This window comes from Streptomyces sp. 840.1 (genome assembly GCF_003751445.1).
In the GTDB taxonomy this organism is placed as follows: Bacteria; Actinomycetota; Actinomycetes; order Streptomycetales; family Streptomycetaceae; genus Streptomyces.
Genome location: NZ_RJUU01000003.1, coordinates 789922 through 805479, shown reverse-complemented (window position 1 = coordinate 805479; position 15558 = coordinate 789922). Strand labels below are relative to the sequence as shown.

The window sequence follows — 15558 nt, the reverse complement described above, 5'->3', positions numbered from 1 at the left end:
ACCGCTCACCGCTCACCGGCCCCGCAGAGGCACGGTCACAACTGCTGGCGGTGGGGCGCGAGGGCCTCCGAGGTCCTGGTCGCGATGAACTCCGTGATCCGGTACGCGCAGACTCCGTGCACGGCGAAGGGGTCGGTCGCCGTGAGCCGCTCGATGGCGGCCCGGTCGTCCCCGACCGCGAGGATCACTCCGCCGTCCCGCGGGTTCTTGCGGCCGGAGGCGATGAACACCCCGGCCGCGTACTGCGTGTCGAGCCAGTCGGCATGCTCCTTCATCAGCGCGTCGACACGGTCCAGCGGTGCGGAATAGGACAGCTCAAGTACGAACATGATCTCCAGGCTACGGGAGGCCGGGGGCGGTTGCGGGCAGGGGCGACGCGGCCGCCGCCCCGAACGAAAGACCTAAGCTGGTCGCCACCATGACAACTCTTCGGATGCCCGCCGACGAGGCCGCGGCCCGCGCCCTCCAGGACTCCCTGCGCGCCCGCGTGGTGCTCGACGAGCCGGGGCCGCCGCCCGGCACCGGCCGGGTGACAGGTGTCGACGTCGCCTACGACGACGAGCGCGACATCGTCGTGGCGGCGGCCGTCGTCCTCGACGCGGCAACCCTGGACGTGGTGGCCGAGTCCACCGCCGCCGGCCGGGTCACCTTCCCGTACGTGCCCGGACTCCTGGCCTTCCGCGAGATCCCCACGGTGCTCACCGCGCTGGAGTCCCTGCCGGTCGACCCCGGCCTCGTCGTCTGCGACGGATACGGGCTGGCGCACCCCCGCCGCTTCGGGCTCGCCAGCCATCTGGGGGTGCTCACCGGGCTGCCGGTCATCGGCGTCGCGAAGAACCCGTTCACCTTCTCGTACGAACAGCCCGGCCCGCGCCGCGGCGACCGCTCACCGCTGCTCGACGGGGACGAGGAGGTGGGCCGGGCGCTGCGCACCCAGGACGGCACGAAACCGGTCTTCGTCTCCGTCGGCCACCGCACCGGCCTCGACAACGCCTGCGCACACACCCTGCTGCTGGCCCGGGACTTCCGCCAGCCCGAGACCACCCGCCGGGCCGACGCGCTCTGCCGGCGGGCGCTGCGCGAGGCGACCGCCTGAGGGCGGCGCGGGAGGCGGCGAGGGTGTCTGAGTATCCGTACGGATAGCGTTTGACGATCATGGTCGGCACTCTGGACACATGAACGTACCTCGCACACCCACCCGAACCGCACCCCTCCACCCCGCTCAGCGCCGCGCCGCGGCGGGCATGCTGATCGGGGGTGCGGTGGCGTTCGTCTGGGCCGGAGCGATGCTCTACACCCTCGCCTCGTGGCTCCTCTAGGGCGTGTCGTCAAAGTGCCGTCGTTGCCCGAAGGACGGCCGGTGCGGCGAGAGTGCGTGCATGGCGTCGCCCGGCGGACGGCAGTTCGACGACAGGCCCTGGCGGCGCGTCAGCGGACCGCCGCCACCCGGAAGCCCAGCCCGGACGCCCGCAGCCGTTCGCCCAGCGCGTCGCCCATCGCGACGGCCGTGGTGACCTGCCCCGACACCGTCGGCAGCTCGTCCAGCGCCAGGCACAGCGCGGACTCCGCGAGCATCCGGGCCGTCTCGCCGTAGCCCGGGTCGCCGCCCGACACCTCGGTGAACACCCGGCGGCCGCCGCCCTCTCCGACGAAGCGCACCGTGAACCAGCTGCGCTGCCGGCGCTCCGCGTCCGGGCCCGAGCCGGGCTCGTACCGGTTCATCAGCCATGTCCGTGCGGCCGGCAGCTGCGCCGCGCCCAGCAGGGCGCCCATCGCCGCCGTGCCGCCCAGTGCCACCGGCAGGTGCTTGACCGAGGCGTAGTGGCGGTAGCGGAAGTCCGGGCCGTAGCGGGGCAGCGCGCGGGCCGAGCGCTTCACGAGCTGCCCGTCGATCGTGGGCAGCGGAAGGGCCCAGGTCCCCGTCTCCGTGCTGAAGCGCGGCCCGCCCATCGGGGCGCGTGCGCGGCGGCCGACCAGGCGCGGCTCGTGCAGCCTGCGCTCGCGCGCGGCGCGCAGCATCTGCGGGCCCCGGCCCATCGAGTTGAGCGCCGAGGCGAACGTACCGCCCGAGAAGGCGGCGTTGCTGCGGACGAATCCGTCGATCCGCAGGGGCACCCCCTCGGGCAGCTGCTGGACCGTGAAGTACACCCCGAGGTCGTGCGGCACGGAGTCGAAGCCGCACGCGTGCACGATCCGGGCGCCGGTCTCGCGCGCCCTGGCGTCGTGCTCCAGGTAGACCCGGTCGATGAACTCCGGCTCGCCGGAGAGATCCGCGTAGTCCGTACCCTCCTCGGCGCAGGCCGCGACCAGCTTCTCGCCGTACCAGACGTACGGGCCGACCGTCGTGGCCACCACATGGGTGGACCCGGCCAGTTCGCGCAGCGACCCGGCGTCGTCCGCGTCGGCGTGCAGCAGGGGGATGTCCGCGCAGTCCGGACGGAGAGAGGTGAGGTGATTGCGCAACTGCTCCAGTTTGGCGCGATTGCGGCCCGCCAGAGCCCATCGGCAATCCTGCGGCGCGTGAGCCGCCAGATATTCGGCGGTGAGGGCTCCCACGAATCCGGTGGCGCCGAAGAGGACTACGTCATAGGGGCGTTGTGCCCCGTTCTGCCTGTTCACGAGTGCCTCCGCACGGGCCGGCGCCGATGTAGCAGCCAGAGGGTAGCGGAGGTGGACGTGGCGGTGTGCGGCCGGGAGGGTTTCGTGGGGGAGGATCGGCCGAAAAGAACTAAGCGCTTGCTCGGGCGAAAGGGTTGTGCGGAGGGCGGCCGGTTCTTAGCATCATCGGTGTTACATCAGTTGTGTCATACCGCTGGGGGCTTGATGGCAACAGCAGGGAACGGTGCGCACGGCCCGCGGGGCCCGCTCGCCGGAGTACGGGTGGTCGAGCTGGCGGGCATCGGGCCCGGTCCGTTCGCCGCGATGCTCCTGGCCGATCTGGGCGCCGACGTGGTGCGGGTGGACCGGCCCGGCGGCGCCGGACTCGGCATCGATCCGGCCCACGACCTCACCAACCGCAACAAGCGCTCCGTCCTCGTCGACCTCAAGGCCGAGGGCGGCCCGGACACGGTCCTGGACCTGGTGGGGCGCGCCGACATCCTCATCGAGGGCTACCGGCCGGGCGTCGCCGAACGGCTGGGAATCGGCCCCGACGCCTGCCTGGCCCGCAATCCGCGCCTCGTCTACGGGCGGATGACCGGCTGGGGCCAGGACGGGCCGCTCGCCGAGCGGGCCGGGCACGACATCGCCTACATCGCCCTCACCGGCACCCTCTCCATGATCGGCAAGCCGGACGAGCCGCCCACCGTCCCGGCCAACCTGCTCGGGGACTACGCGGGCGGCTCGCTCTACCTCGTCGTCGGCGTCCTCGCCGCCCTCCAGCACGCCCGCACCCCCGGCGGCTCGGGCCAGGTCGTGGACGCGGCGATCGTCGACGGCGCCGCCCACCTCGCCATGATGATCCACGGGATGCTGGCGGCAGGCGGCTGGCAGGACCGGCGCGGCTCCAACCTGCTGGACGGCGGCTGCCCGTTCTACGGCTCCTACGAGACCGCCGACGGCCAGTACATGGCGGTCGGCCCGCTGGAACAGCGGTTCTACGCCGAGTTCACCGAACTGCTCGGCGTCGCCGAGACGGCGCCCGACCGAGGCGACCTCTCCCAATGGGACGAACTGCGCGCGGTCGTCGCCGCCCGGTTCCGCACCCGCACCCGCGCCGAGTGGACCGAGGTCTTCGACGGCTCGGACGCCTGCGTGGCGCCTGTCCTCTCGCTCCGCGAGGCACCGCACCATCCGCACCTCGCCGCCCGCGCCACCTTCGTCGAACACGGCGGACTCACCCAGCCCGCACCCGCGCCCCGCTTCTCGGCCACGCCCGCCTCGGTGCACAGCGGCCCGGCGCTCCCGGGCGCAGACACCGAGGACGTCGCCGCCGACTGGGACGTACCGGCCCTGCGGACCATCCGGAAGGACACCACCGACTGATGCAGCGGCAGATCTTCACCGACGAGCACGACGCGTTCCGCGAGGCCGTGCGCACCTTCCTGGCCAAGGAGGTGCTCCCGCACTACGAGCAGTGGGAGCAGGACGGCATCGTCTCGCGCGAGGCCTGGCGCGCGGCAGGCCGGCAGGGGCTGCTCGGCCTCGCGGTGCCCGAGGAGTACGGGGGCGGCGGCAACGCCGACTTCCGCTACAGCGCCGTACTGGCCGAGGAGTTCACCCGGGCGGGCGCCGCAGGGCTCGCGCTCGGTCTGCACAACGACATCATCGGCCCCTACCTCACCGGCCTCGGCACCGACGAGCAGAAGCGCCGCTGGCTGCCCGGCTTCTGCAGCGGCGAGATCATCACCGCCATCGCCATGACCGAACCCGGCGCCGGATCCGACCTCCAGGGCATCCGCACCACGGCCGAGGACAAGGGCGACCACTGGCTGCTCAACGGCTCCAAGACCTTCATCTCCAACGGGATCCTCGCCGACCTGGTCGTCGTCGTGGCGAAGACCACCCCGCAGGGCGGTGCGAAGGGCCTCTCGCTGATAGTCGTCGAGCGGGGTGCGGAGGGCTTCGAGCGCGGCCGCAACCTCGACAAGATCGGCCAGAAGTCCCAGGACACCGCCGAGCTGTTCTTCAACGACGTCCGGGTGCCCAAGGAGAACCTCCTCGGTGAGCTCGACGGCGCCTTCATCCACCTGATGACCAACCTCGCCCAGGAACGCATGGGCATAGCGGTCGCCGGGATCGCCGCCGCCGAGCACCTGGTGGAGATCACCACCGAGTACGTCAAGGAGCGCGAAGCCTTCGGGCGCCCGCTCTCCAAGCTCCAGCACATCCGGTTCGAGATCGCGGAGATGGCCACCGAGTGCGCCGTCACCCGCGCCTTCCTCGACCGGTGCATCGTCGACCACTCGCAGGGGACGCTCGACGCCGTGCACGCCTCGATGGCCAAGTGGTGGGCCACCGAACTGCAGAAGCGGGTGGCCGACCGCTGCCTCCAGCTCCACGGCGGCTACGGCTACATGACGGAGTACCGGGTGGCCAAGGCGTTCACCGACGGCCGCATCCAGACCATCTACGGCGGAACGACCGAGATCATGAAGGAGATCATCGGCCGCTCGCTGCTCGCCTGAGCCCCCGCACCGCGCTGACAACCACCCCCGAAAGGCAGCTGTCTTGAGTACCGAAGCATTCGTCTACGACGCGATCCGCACCCCGCGCGGCCGCGGCAAGGCCAATGGCGCCCTGCACGGCACCAAGCCGATCGACCTCGTCGTCGGCCTGATCCACGAGATCCGCAGCCGCTTCCCCGGCCTGGACCCGGCCGCCATCGACGACATCGTCCTCGGCGTGGTCAGCCCGCTCGGCGACCAGGGCTCCGACATCGCCCGCATCGCCGCCATCGCGGCCGGCCTCCCGGACACCGTCGCCGGCGTCCAGGAGAACCGCTTCTGTGCCTCTGGCCTGGAAGCCGTCAACCTGGCAGCCGCCAAGGTCCGTTCGGGCTGGGAGGACCTCATCCTCGCGGGCGGCGTCGAGTCGATGTCCCGGGTCCCGATGGGCTCCGACGGCGGCGCGTGGGCGATGGACCCGATGACCAACTACGAGACCGGCTTCGCCCCCCAGGGCGTCGGCGCCGACCTCATCGCGACCATCGAGGGCTTCACCCGCCGCGACGTCGACGAGTTCGCCGCGCTGTCGCAGGAGCGGGCCGCCGAGGCGTGGAAGGACAACCGCTTCGCGCGCTCCGTCGTCCCCGTCAAGGACCGCAACGGCCTCGTCGTCCTCGACCACGACGAGCACATGCGGCCCGGCACCACGGCCGACTCACTCGCCGCGCTCAAGCCGTCGTTCGCGGGCATCGGCGAGATGGGCGGCTTCGACGCCGTCGCGCTGCAGAAGTACCACTGGGTGGAGAAGATCGACCACGTCCACCACGCGGGCAACTCCTCCGGCATCGTCGACGGGGCGGCCCTGGTCGCGATCGGCTCGAAGGAGATCGGGGAGCGCTACGGCCTCACCCCGCGCGCCCGGATCGTCTCCGCCGCCGTCTCCGGCTCCGAGCCCACCATCATGCTCACCGGCCCGGCGCCCGCCACCCGCAAGGCACTCGCCAAGGCCGGGCTCACCATCGACGACATCGACCTCGTCGAGATCAACGAGGCCTTCGCCGGCGTCGTCCTGCGCTTCGCCAGGGACATGGGGCTCTCCCTCGACAAGATCAACGTCAACGGCGGCGCCATCGCGCTCGGCCACCCGCTCGGCGCCACCGGCGCGATGATCCTCGGCACCCTCATCGACGAACTGGAGCGCCGGGACCAGCGCTACGGCCTCGCCACCCTGTGCGTCGGCGGCGGCATGGGCGTCGCCACCGTCATCGAGCGTCTCTGACCGTCCCCCTTCCTACGGAGAAGACAGACACATGACCGAGAGCACGACCATCCGCTGGGAACAGGACGGGACCGGCGTCGTCACCCTCGTACTCGACGACCCCGACCAGTCCGCCAACACGATGAACCAGGCCTTCAAGGACTCCATCGCGGCCGTCGCGGAGCGCGCCGAGGCCGAGAAGGACACCATCCGGGGCATCATCTACACCTCCGCCAAGGAGACCTTCTTCGCCGGCGGCGACCTCAAGGACATGATCAGGGTCGGGCCCGAGAACGCCCAGCAGGCCTTCGACACCGGCACCGAGATCAAGCGCTCGCTGCGCCGCATCGAGACCCTCGGCAAACCCGTCGTCGCCGCCATCAACGGCGCCGCCCTCGGCGGTGGTTACGAGATCGCCCTCGCCTCCCACCACCGCGTCGCCCTCGACGCACCCGGCTCCCGCATCGGCCTGCCCGAGGTCACGCTCGGCCTGCTCCCCGCGGGCGGCGGCGTCACCCGCACCGTACGCCTCATGGGCATCGCCGACGCGCTGCTCAAGGTCCTCCTCCAGGGCACCCAGTACACCCCGCAGCGGGCTCTGGAGAACGGCCTGGTCCACGAGGTCGCCGCCACCCGCGAGGAGATGCTCGACAAGGCCCGCGCCTTCATCGAGGCGAACCCCGAGTCCCAGCAGCCCTGGGACGTCAAGGGCTACCGGATCCCCGGCGGCACCCCCTCGAACCCCAAGTTCGCCGCCAACCTGCCGGCGTTCCCGTCCAACCTGAAGAAGCAGCTGAACGGCGCGCCCATGCCCGCGCCGCGCAACATCCTCGCCGCGGCCGTCGAGGGCTCCCAGGTCGACTTCGACACCGCCCTGACCATCGAGGCCCGGTACTTCACCGAGCTGGTCACCGGCCAGGTCTCGAAGAACATGATCCAGGCCTTCTTCTTCGACCTCCAGGCCGTCAACTCCGGCGCCAGCCGCCCCAAGGGCATCGAGGAGCGCCAGGTCCGCAAGGTGGCCGTGCTCGGCGCCGGGATGATGGGCGCCGGCATCGCGTACTCCTGCGCCCGCGCGGGGATCGACGTCGTCCTCAAGGACGTCTCCCCGGAAGCCGCCGCCAAGGGCAAGGCCTACAGCGAGAAGCTGCTCGACAAGGCCCTCTCCCGGGGCCGCACGACCGAGGCGAAGCGCGACGAACTGCTCGCCCGCATCACCCCGACCGGCGACCCGGCCGACCTCGCCGGCTGCGACGCCGTCATCGAGGCCGTCTTCGAGAACACCGAGCTCAAGCACAAGGTGTTCCAGGAGATCCAGGACGTCATCGAGCCCGACGCGCTGCTCTGCTCCAACACGTCCACGCTGCCCATCACCGCCCTGGCCGAAGGGGTCTCGCGCCCGGCCGACTTCATCGGGCTGCACTTCTTCTCGCCCGTCGACAAGATGCCGCTCGTCGAGATCATCAAGGGCGAGAAGACCGGCGACGAGGCCCTGGCCCGCGCCTTCGACCTGGTCCGCCGGATCAGGAAGACCCCGATTGTCGTCAACGACTCACGCGGCTTCTTCACCTCGCGCGTCATCGGCCAGTTCATCAACGAGGGCGTGGCGATGGTCGGCGAGGGCGTCGAGCCCGCCTCCGTCGAGCAGGCCGCGGCCCAGGCCGGCTACCCGGCCAAGGTCCTCTCCCTGATGGACGAGCTGACGCTCACCCTGCCCCGCAAGATCCGCGACGAGACCAGGCGGGCCGTCGAGGAGGCGGGCGGCAGCTGGGCGGGCCACCCCTCGGACTCGGTCATCGACCGGATGGTCGACGAGTTCGGCCGCCCGGGACGCAGCGGCGGAGCGGGCTTCTACGAGTACGACGAGAACGGGAAGCGCACCCGCCTCTGGCCCGGCCTGCGCGAGCACTTCACCAAGGCGGACACGGACATCCCGTTCACCGACATGCAGGAGCGGATGCTCTTCTCCGAGGCCCTGGACAGCGTCCGCTGCCTGGAGGAGCACGTCCTGATCACCGTCGCGGACGCCAACATCGGCTCCATCATGGGCATCGGCTTCCCGCCGTGGACCGGCGGCGTGCTCCAGTACATCAACGGGTACGAGGGCGGCCTGCCCGGCTTCGTGGCCCGCGCCCGGGAGCTCGCCGAGCGCTACGGCGACCGCTTCCTGCCGCCCGCGCTGCTGGTGGCGAAGACGGAGAAGGGCGAGACCTTCCACGACTGACACGCCGCGCTGCGGGCCGCGCCCACCCGGGCCGGACCCGACCGGCCCGCCTCACCCATCGGTGAACGCGGCCCGCAGCTCCTCCTTCAGCGACCGCTGGAAGGCGGTCACCAGTGCCTGGAGCACCATCGGCTGCATGTGCGCGGACAGCGACTTCATCGCCTTGACGTGCTCCGGGTCCGACTCCCGCTCCCGGTAGGGGCTCCACACCTCGTCGCGGAAGAGCCGGGTCAGCTCGTGAGCGGCCGAACGGGTGTGCTCCAGCAGGACCGTACGGGCGGCCAGGATCGTCTCGTGCGCGATCGGCACGTCGAGCAGCTCCACCCCGAGCCGCAGCAGCCCCGGATCCACCCGGTAGGGGTCCTCGCCGGGATCGGCCCGCTCCAGCACGCCCATCGCGGCCAGCCGGTCGATATCCTGCCCGGTCAGCGTCCGCCCGGCCCGCCGCTCCAGCTCCGCCCGGGTCACGTCCTCCGCCGAGTCCGGTGCCCAGGAGGCCACCAGCGCCCGGTGGATCGCCAGGTCCTGCGCGCTCAGATCGGGCGGCAGCTGCTCCAGATACCGTTCGATCGCGGCGAGCGTCATCCCCTGGTGCTGGAGCTCCTCGATCAGCGCGAGGCGGGAGAGGTGGTCGTGCCCGTAGTGCCCGACCCGGCGCGGCCCGATCACCGGCGGCGGCAGCAGCCCCCGGGTGCTGTAGAAGCGCACCGTGCGCACCGTCACCCCGGCGCGGGCGGCCAGCTCGTCGACGGTGAGCGTCGGCTCCTCGGTCCCGGTCGCCATCTCTGCTCCTCGTGTCCGGCCCCGCGGCTGGACTGCCGGGCGTGTGCGTCGATCAGGTTCAACAGTATTGCTGTCTCACCACTGTTGTGAAAGTGTCCGGCAGCAGCGAAGCGCGATCCACCCCGGGCGCCGGCCCGCCCGGTCGGCCGAAGGCGACAGGAGGCGGCCGTGACCACGATCCTGCGGCTCCCCGCAGACCCCGATCAGCTCACCCTCCCCGCTCTGCTCCGGCGCAACGCCGAGGACCACGGCGCCCGCCCGGCCCTCTCGTGGCGCGCGAACGGCGACGGCGACGAGTGGACGACGCTCACCTGGCAGGAGGTCCGGCGCGAGGTCGCGGTCCTGGCCGCCGGATACGCCGCGCTGGGCGTACGGCGCGGCGAACAGGTGCTCATGATGGTCGGCAACCGCCCCGAGCACTGGCTCACCGATCTCGCCCTCACCCACCTCGGCGCCGTCCCCGTCACGGTGTACGGGACCTCGGCCCCCGGGCAGATCGCGCACATCGCCCGGCACAGCCGCGCCCGGTTCGCGCTCGTCGAGGGCGGCCGCGAGCGGGAGCTGTGGGAACCGCTGCTCACCGACGCCACCGTGCGGCTGGAACGCCTGGTCGTCGTGGCGGCCGCCGAGGCCGGACCCCACCGCACGTACGGCTCGCTCCACGCCACCGGCACCCGGTTGCACCGCCCGGAGGCCTTCGAACGGGCCTGGCAGGCAGTGCGCGCCGACGACCCGCTCACCGTCGTCTACACCTCCGGCACCACCGGCGACCCGAAGGCCGTCCCGATCACCCACCGGGCCGTCGTCCGCAACGCGATGGCGCTGGACGCCGTCGTCGAACTCCCGCCCCACGTCGAGCACATCTGCTACCTGCCCCTCGCCCATATCGCGGAGCGGATGCTGGGCATCTACCTCTCGGTCTTCCGCGCCTCGCACGTCCACCTCTGCCCCGACCCCTCGTCCGTCGCGGCCACGGCACGCACCCTGCACCCGGCCCAGTTCTTCGGCGTTCCCAGGGTCTGGGAGAAGCTCGCCGCCGCGGTGCGGGCGGCGCTGCCGTCCGAGGGGCGGGCGGAGACCGAGGCGGCGGGGGAGACCGCACGCGCACACATCTCCTGCCGGGAACGCGGCGAAACGCCGCCGCCGGCGCTCGAAACCGCCTACCGGGAGGCCCGGGAGACGGTCCTCGAACCGGTGCTGGCCCTCGCCGGCTTCGACCGGCTGGTGTGGACCGCGAGCGCGTCCGCACCGATGCCGCTCGACGTGGTCCGCTTCTGGGCCGGCTTCGGAATCGTGATCATGGACGCCTGGGGGCTGACCGAGACGGTGGGCGTCTGCACCACGAACAGCCCGTCCGGTTTCCGGCTCGGATCGGTCGGCCGCCCCCTGGAGGGCGTGGAGGTGCGGACCGCCGACGACGGGGAGATCCTCGTCCGGGGCGAGACGGTGTTCGCCGGATACCTGCGCGCCGACGGCACCGTGGAGGGCGCGCTGGACGCGGACGGCTGGTTCCCGACCGGGGACATCGGCCGGATCGACGAGGACGGCTACCTCTGGCTCACCGACCGCAAGAAGGAAATGATCGTCACCTCGACCGGCAAGAACGTCTCCCCGGCACTCGTCGAGAACACCCTCAAGGAACACCCCCTGATCGGCCAGGCCCTCGTCCACGGCGACGGCCGCTCCTCCCTGGTGGCCCTCCTCGTCCTGGACCCCGAGACGGCACCCGCCTGGGCGGCGGCCCGGGGCATCGACGCGGACACCTCCGCACTCGCCGCCCACCCGGCCGTCCGGGAGGAGGCCGCCCGCGCCGTGGCGGCGGCCAACGCCCGGCTCAACCGCACCGAGCAGGTCAAGCGCTTCCACCTGCTCGGGGAGGAGTGGAGCCCGGAGAGCGGCGAGCTGACCCCCTCGCTGAAACTGCGGCGCGCGGTGATCGGCGAGAGGTACGCCGAGGCCATCGCCGCGCTGTACCGGCCGGAGCCCGGCCAGGACGCGTGAGCCCGCCGGCTGTCGGTACGCGCGGCGGACGGCAGTCTGACGACAGGCCCTAGGGTGGAGCCGAACCGGCGCAGAGCGGGGAGGGCCCATGGCCGCACGGAGCACGGACGAAGCGCTGCTGGCCGGCGCGCTCGACGGGACGCCGCCCTCCGACGCCCTGAACGAGCAGATCCTCGACGCCGCGCGCGAGCAGTTCATGACCTTCGGGCTGCGGCGTTCCACCGTCGACGACGTCGCCAAGCGGGCCGGGGTCTCGCGGGTGACCGTGTACCGACGGATCGGCAACAAGGACAGCCTGGTCTCCGCCTGCCTGCTGCGCGAGTACCGCCGCTTCGTGGTGGAGGTGGACCGGGCGGTCGCCCCGCTGCCCACCACCGAGGACCGTATCGTCGAGGGTTTCGTGACCGTCCTCCGCCACATCCGCGAACACCCCCTGGTAGGAGGCCTGTTGCGACTGGAACCGGAGATCATGCTCCCGTTCCTGACGGTGGAGAGCGGACCCGCCCTGATCGCGATGCGCGGCTACGTGGCGGGCCGGCTGCGCGAGGCCGGGCGCGCGGAGGGGCGGCCGCAGACCGACCCGACCCCCGTCGCCGAGCTGATGGTGCGGATCACGGTCTCCTTTCTGCTCAACCCGGTCAGCTGTTTCGAACTCGACGACGACGAGCAGCTGCGGACGTTCGCCCGCAGCTACCTGGTGCCGCTGATCGCGATCCCTTCGGCGGACGGCCCCCGGCTGCGCTGAGCCGTCCGGCCCGCGCCGGGGCATGGTCAGTGCCGGTCGTCGATCCGGACCAGATTCGTACCGCGCAGGGTGTAGAGGAGTCCGTGCTCGTCGTGGTTCAGGTGCGGGCCGCTGTACCAGGCTCCGTTGATGCCGGACACCACGGTGCTTGCCGCGAAGGTCTTCCGGTCGAACCGGAACAGTGTGGTGTCCGACACCCCGTACACGGTTCCCCTGTTGGTGACCATTGCCGCGAATCCGGGGGAGATGTCCTTGAGGTCGGCGGTGTGCACCACCCGCCGGCGCGGGAGGTCGATGACGAAGAACTCGCCGCGCCTGGAGAGCCCGTACAGATTCCGGCCCAGGACGGTCATCGCGGCGATGCCCCCCTTCTGGTCCAGGTCGAGGCGCCACAGTTCCCGTCCCCTGCGCGGGTCGAAGGCGACCACCGTGGCGCGGGGGCCCTGGCCCTGGAGGTTGTCGCCGCCGAGGAACGCCACCCCCTGCCGGGTCGCGACCGCCCTGATGAGCTGGCGTTCGTCCACGGGGTTGACGTGGATGGCCGACCGGCCGTTCCCCGGGTCGTACGTCCACAGCGAACCGCCTCCCTCGGTGTCGGACTGGACACCGACGAGCAGCAGGCGGTGGTACGGGTCCCAGCAGGTGTCCAGGGGGCGGTTCTGTTCGGCGGCGAAGCTCGCCACCTGGTGGGGGAGCCGTTTGCCCGCCGGGTCGTAGGACCAGATCCCCTGCGCGTTGTACTGGCCGGTGTACAGCACACCGTCCACCACGTCCGCGTCCTTCGCCTCACCGGGGACGCGGAACTTGACCACCTCGCCGGTGCGCACGTCGTGGCGGGCGATGGTGCCGGTGCCGCCGGTGTACACGTACCCCCCTCCCGCGGCGATCCCCATCCCCAGCTGCGGCCCGGCGGGCGCACCGGCCGCGCCGAGGTCGGTGACGACCGAGGTACGGGCCGCCAGGTCGATCTCGGCCACGAACCCGTAGGCGGAGACGACCACCAGGGTGCCGTCGCGGTGATCGACGCCCCAGACCTCGCCCAGGTCGAGGCCCCCGGCGTCGACGCGGGTGATCTCACCGGTCGTCAGGGAGTAGACGTGCGCGCCCGTCTCGTCGGTGAAATAGACGGACGTCGCCTCGACGGCCATGGTCTTGACCATGTTCCCCCCGGCGGTCACCACGGTGTACGAGGAGTAGTCGTCCAGGTCCATCACGGCCAGCTTGGCCGGGCTGCCCGAGGCGGAGGTTCCGATCACCAGCTTGTCCCCGGCGACGGCGAGTTCGCGCAGCGAGGGGTCGGCCTCGCACTCCCTGGGCACGATGGACGTGAACGTCTTCGCGGCGCGGTCGTAGGCGAACAGCGATGCCCTGCTCGCGTCGCCGCCGCCGGACAGCACGCTTCCCGCCCCGAAGAAGACCGTGCTCCCGGTGGCCACGACGGCCCTGGCCAGGGTGGCCTTCGGATCGGGCACTCCCAGGCTGGTCAGAGCGCCCGTGGCCGGGTCGTACTCCCAGAGGGCGGGCGGGACGCCGGGGAGGCCGCCCACCGAGTAGACCTTGCCGTCCGGTGCGACGGTCAGATCGCGGATGTCCGTCTCGCTCCCGGTCAGCCCCAGCGGCACGGCGGCCTCGTCCGTCCTAGTCAGGTCCCACCGGAAGAGGTTCGGATCGCCCTTCTTCTTGGACAGCACGCCGGCGTAGAGGTAACGGCCCGTCGGATCAGCGGCGAGAGCGGAGACCGTCGAACCTGCCGACAGGTCGGTCCGTGAGGTCACGCTGCGGGTCGGCAGGTGGAAGCCGATCACGCGGGCGGGGCTCAGGTTGCGGGAGCCGATGTAGACGGTGTCGCCGATCAGCAGGCCGCTCATCAGGGAGAACTGGACGACGGCGGGCCCCAGGTCGGTGATGGTGGTGCGCGCACCGGCGGCCGAGGCCTGCGGGGCCAGCACGGCCGCCGCTGTGGTGAGCCCGGCCGCACCGGCGAGCCGAAGGACATGGCGCCTGCTCGGTGACGGGAACTGGTGCATGGGAACTCCTCGATGTTCGGCGGTGTGCTCGTGGCGGGGGTGCGGCGATCTGGCGGAGCTGCCGGGGGACGGGGTTCGTGGCGGACGCCTGTGGCCTGCTGGGGCACCGGGTACGAGAGAGGCGGGCTGTCGGGGCGACTGCGCTGCCTGGAGCGGAAACCTGCCAGTCCGTCGAACTTTTGTCAATGACAAAAGCGTGAACGGATATCAGCTCCCGAGCCACATCCCCGATACGTCGCAAGGGCATTGACCGGCTCTCACCGACCGTGCAAGCATCCGCTGCCAACGCCCCGCAGCCTCGGACAGGCCGCCGGGCGACAGGGGGCACGCGGCTGCTCCTGCGACTCCTTCAGTCGTTCCCACAGGTCCGCGGCGCCGCTTCTTGCCGCCCGTCGGCCCTGGGGGCCCGGCCACGAGGCCGAGGCCGCCGGCCGCGCTCACCGCCTCCCGCAACAACGCGCCGGTTCACCGCCGCAACGGGCCCGTACCCTGCGCACCTCGTGGAAAGAGAGCTCCATGACAATCACGCCCACTGCCACCACTCCGGGCCCGGACGGCACGCGCCGGGCGAAGGGCCACCGCAATTCGCGCAGCGCGGGGTTCGGCTGCGTCGCCGTCCTCGTCGGGGGCACGCTCGCCCTGGCACCGCCCGCCGACGGCGCATCCGGACAGGCATCGGCCCTTCCGGCCGGCTGCGCCGACCCCGTCAACGGGACAACCGTCTTCAGCGACGGATTCGAGGGAACGGCCCCCGACTTCGGCTTCGTGAAGCACCGCTACGACGGCGCCGATGCCACCGCTTCCATCAGGGCGGCCACCTCACCCGTCCTGGACGGGAGCGGCTCCGGCCGGTTCACCGTCCCCGGGGACGGGAAGTCGTGGCGGTCCGAGGTGGCGAACGACGCGGTGGGCTACGGCGCCTACCGGTTCAGCTTCTCCGACTTCCTGCCCGCCGACTGGGAATGGTCCAACTACGACACGATCCTCGCCCAGTGGCACGGCAAACCACTGTCCGACGGTTCGGACACCAACCCGCCCATCGCCCTTTCGGTGCGCAACTCCGAGTGGCTGCTCAGCGTGTTCAACCTGGCGGACCCGGACGACACCACCCCCGTGCGGCGGGCGTACTCCCTGGGCCCGGTCACGCGCGGCGTCTGGAACAACTGGACCTTCGACATCGACTGGTCCACCCCCACCCATCCAGGGGCGCTGCGGGTGTGCCGCAACGGCACCCAGCTCGTGGACGACTCGGGCGAGAACAACTACCACCAGCCGAACGAGCCCTACTTCAAGACCGGGATCTACCGGCCGTCGTGGAACCCCGCGAAGGGCCGCGACTACCCCACGGGTGTCTCGGTCGTCGACGTGTACGACGACTCCGTCTCCGTGACCCGCCTCGGCTGACGCCTACCGGG

The 15558-nt window shown here is 71.6% G+C and carries 13 protein-coding genes; 9 read left to right on the top strand and 4 right to left on the bottom strand.

The genetic code is table 11. From position 1 onward, the window contains the following. Window positions 1–35 precede the first annotated feature (35 nt). Window positions 36–329, bottom strand: coding sequence for a YciI family protein (locus tag EDD93_RS36065; protein WP_123530639.1), 294 nt, complete (start codon window positions 327–329; stop codon window positions 36–38). Window positions 330–418: 89 nt separating this feature from the next. On the opposite strand from EDD93_RS36065, the gene EDD93_RS36060 reads away from it, so the two are divergent. Both EDD93_RS36060 and mmpA read left to right on the top strand, forming a co-directional pair. Next, complete coding sequence (locus tag EDD93_RS36060; RefSeq protein WP_185092630.1) at window positions 419–1096, top strand: endonuclease V; 678 nt, start codon at window positions 419–421, stop codon at window positions 1094–1096. Window positions 1097–1175: 79 nt separating this feature from the next. Beyond that, a complete protein-coding gene (mmpA, locus tag EDD93_RS39825; protein ID WP_185092629.1) occupies window positions 1176–1319 on the top strand; it encodes a morphogenic membrane protein MmpA in 144 nt (47 codons plus the stop codon). A gap of 109 nt (window positions 1320–1428) precedes the next feature. Here the strand turns inward: mmpA and EDD93_RS36055 are convergent, their stop codons facing one another. Next, on the bottom strand, window positions 1429–2619 hold the full coding sequence (locus tag EDD93_RS36055) for a trans-acting enoyl reductase family protein (protein ID WP_123530635.1): 1191 nt from the start codon (window positions 2617–2619) through the stop codon (window positions 1429–1431). A 204-nt stretch (window positions 2620–2823) separates the two neighbouring features. On the opposite strand from EDD93_RS36055, the gene EDD93_RS36050 reads away from it, so the two are divergent. From EDD93_RS36050 to EDD93_RS36035, 4 genes are read left to right on the top strand one after another with little or no spacing between them, the layout of a single operon-like run. Then, window positions 2824–3984, top strand: coding sequence for a CaiB/BaiF CoA-transferase family protein (locus EDD93_RS36050; protein ID WP_123530633.1), 1161 nt, complete (start codon window positions 2824–2826; stop codon window positions 3982–3984). Continuing rightward, window positions 3984–5126 (top strand): acyl-CoA dehydrogenase family protein, encoded by a 1143-nt coding sequence (locus EDD93_RS36045; RefSeq protein ID WP_123530631.1) that lies wholly within the window; start codon window positions 3984–3986, stop codon window positions 5124–5126. The genes EDD93_RS36050 and EDD93_RS36045 overlap by 1 nt, the downstream gene beginning before the upstream one ends. A 43-nt stretch (window positions 5127–5169) precedes the next feature. Next, window positions 5170–6384, top strand: a complete 1215-nt coding sequence (locus EDD93_RS36040) for an acetyl-CoA C-acetyltransferase (protein ID WP_123530629.1) — start codon at window positions 5170–5172, stop codon at window positions 6382–6384. A gap of 31 nt (window positions 6385–6415) precedes the next feature. Then, complete coding sequence (locus tag EDD93_RS36035) at window positions 6416–8587, top strand: 3-hydroxyacyl-CoA dehydrogenase NAD-binding domain-containing protein (RefSeq protein ID WP_123530627.1); 2172 nt, start codon at window positions 6416–6418, stop codon at window positions 8585–8587. A gap of 51 nt (window positions 8588–8638) precedes the next feature. Here the strand turns inward: EDD93_RS36035 and EDD93_RS36030 are convergent, their stop codons facing one another. After that, window positions 8639–9370 carry a MerR family transcriptional regulator gene (locus tag EDD93_RS36030; RefSeq protein ID WP_123530625.1) on the bottom strand — a complete coding sequence of 244 codons (732 nt, stop codon included), beginning with the start codon at window positions 9368–9370 and terminating at the stop codon, window positions 8639–8641. 168 nt (window positions 9371–9538) lie between these two features. Between EDD93_RS36030 and EDD93_RS36025 the strand changes: the two genes are divergently transcribed. After that, on the top strand, window positions 9539–11371 hold the full coding sequence (locus EDD93_RS36025; RefSeq protein ID WP_123530623.1) for a long-chain fatty acid--CoA ligase: 1833 nt from the start codon (window positions 9539–9541) through the stop codon (window positions 11369–11371). Window positions 11372–11459: 88 nt separating this feature from the next. Further along, window positions 11460–12116, top strand: a complete 657-nt coding sequence (locus tag EDD93_RS36020) for a TetR/AcrR family transcriptional regulator (RefSeq protein ID WP_123530621.1) — start codon at window positions 11460–11462, stop codon at window positions 12114–12116. A gap of 26 nt (window positions 12117–12142) precedes the next feature. Here EDD93_RS36020 and EDD93_RS36015 read toward each other — a convergent pair whose 3' ends face one another. Beyond that, entirely contained in the window at window positions 12143–14143 is a 2001-nt protein-coding gene (locus EDD93_RS36015) for a PQQ-binding-like beta-propeller repeat protein (protein WP_123530619.1), read from the bottom strand. Window positions 14144–14659: 516 nt separating this feature from the next. Between EDD93_RS36015 and EDD93_RS36010 the strand changes: the two genes are divergently transcribed. After that, window positions 14660–15547, top strand: coding sequence for a polysaccharide lyase (locus tag EDD93_RS36010; RefSeq protein ID WP_123530617.1), 888 nt, complete (start codon window positions 14660–14662; stop codon window positions 15545–15547). Window positions 15548–15558 lie beyond the last annotated feature (11 nt).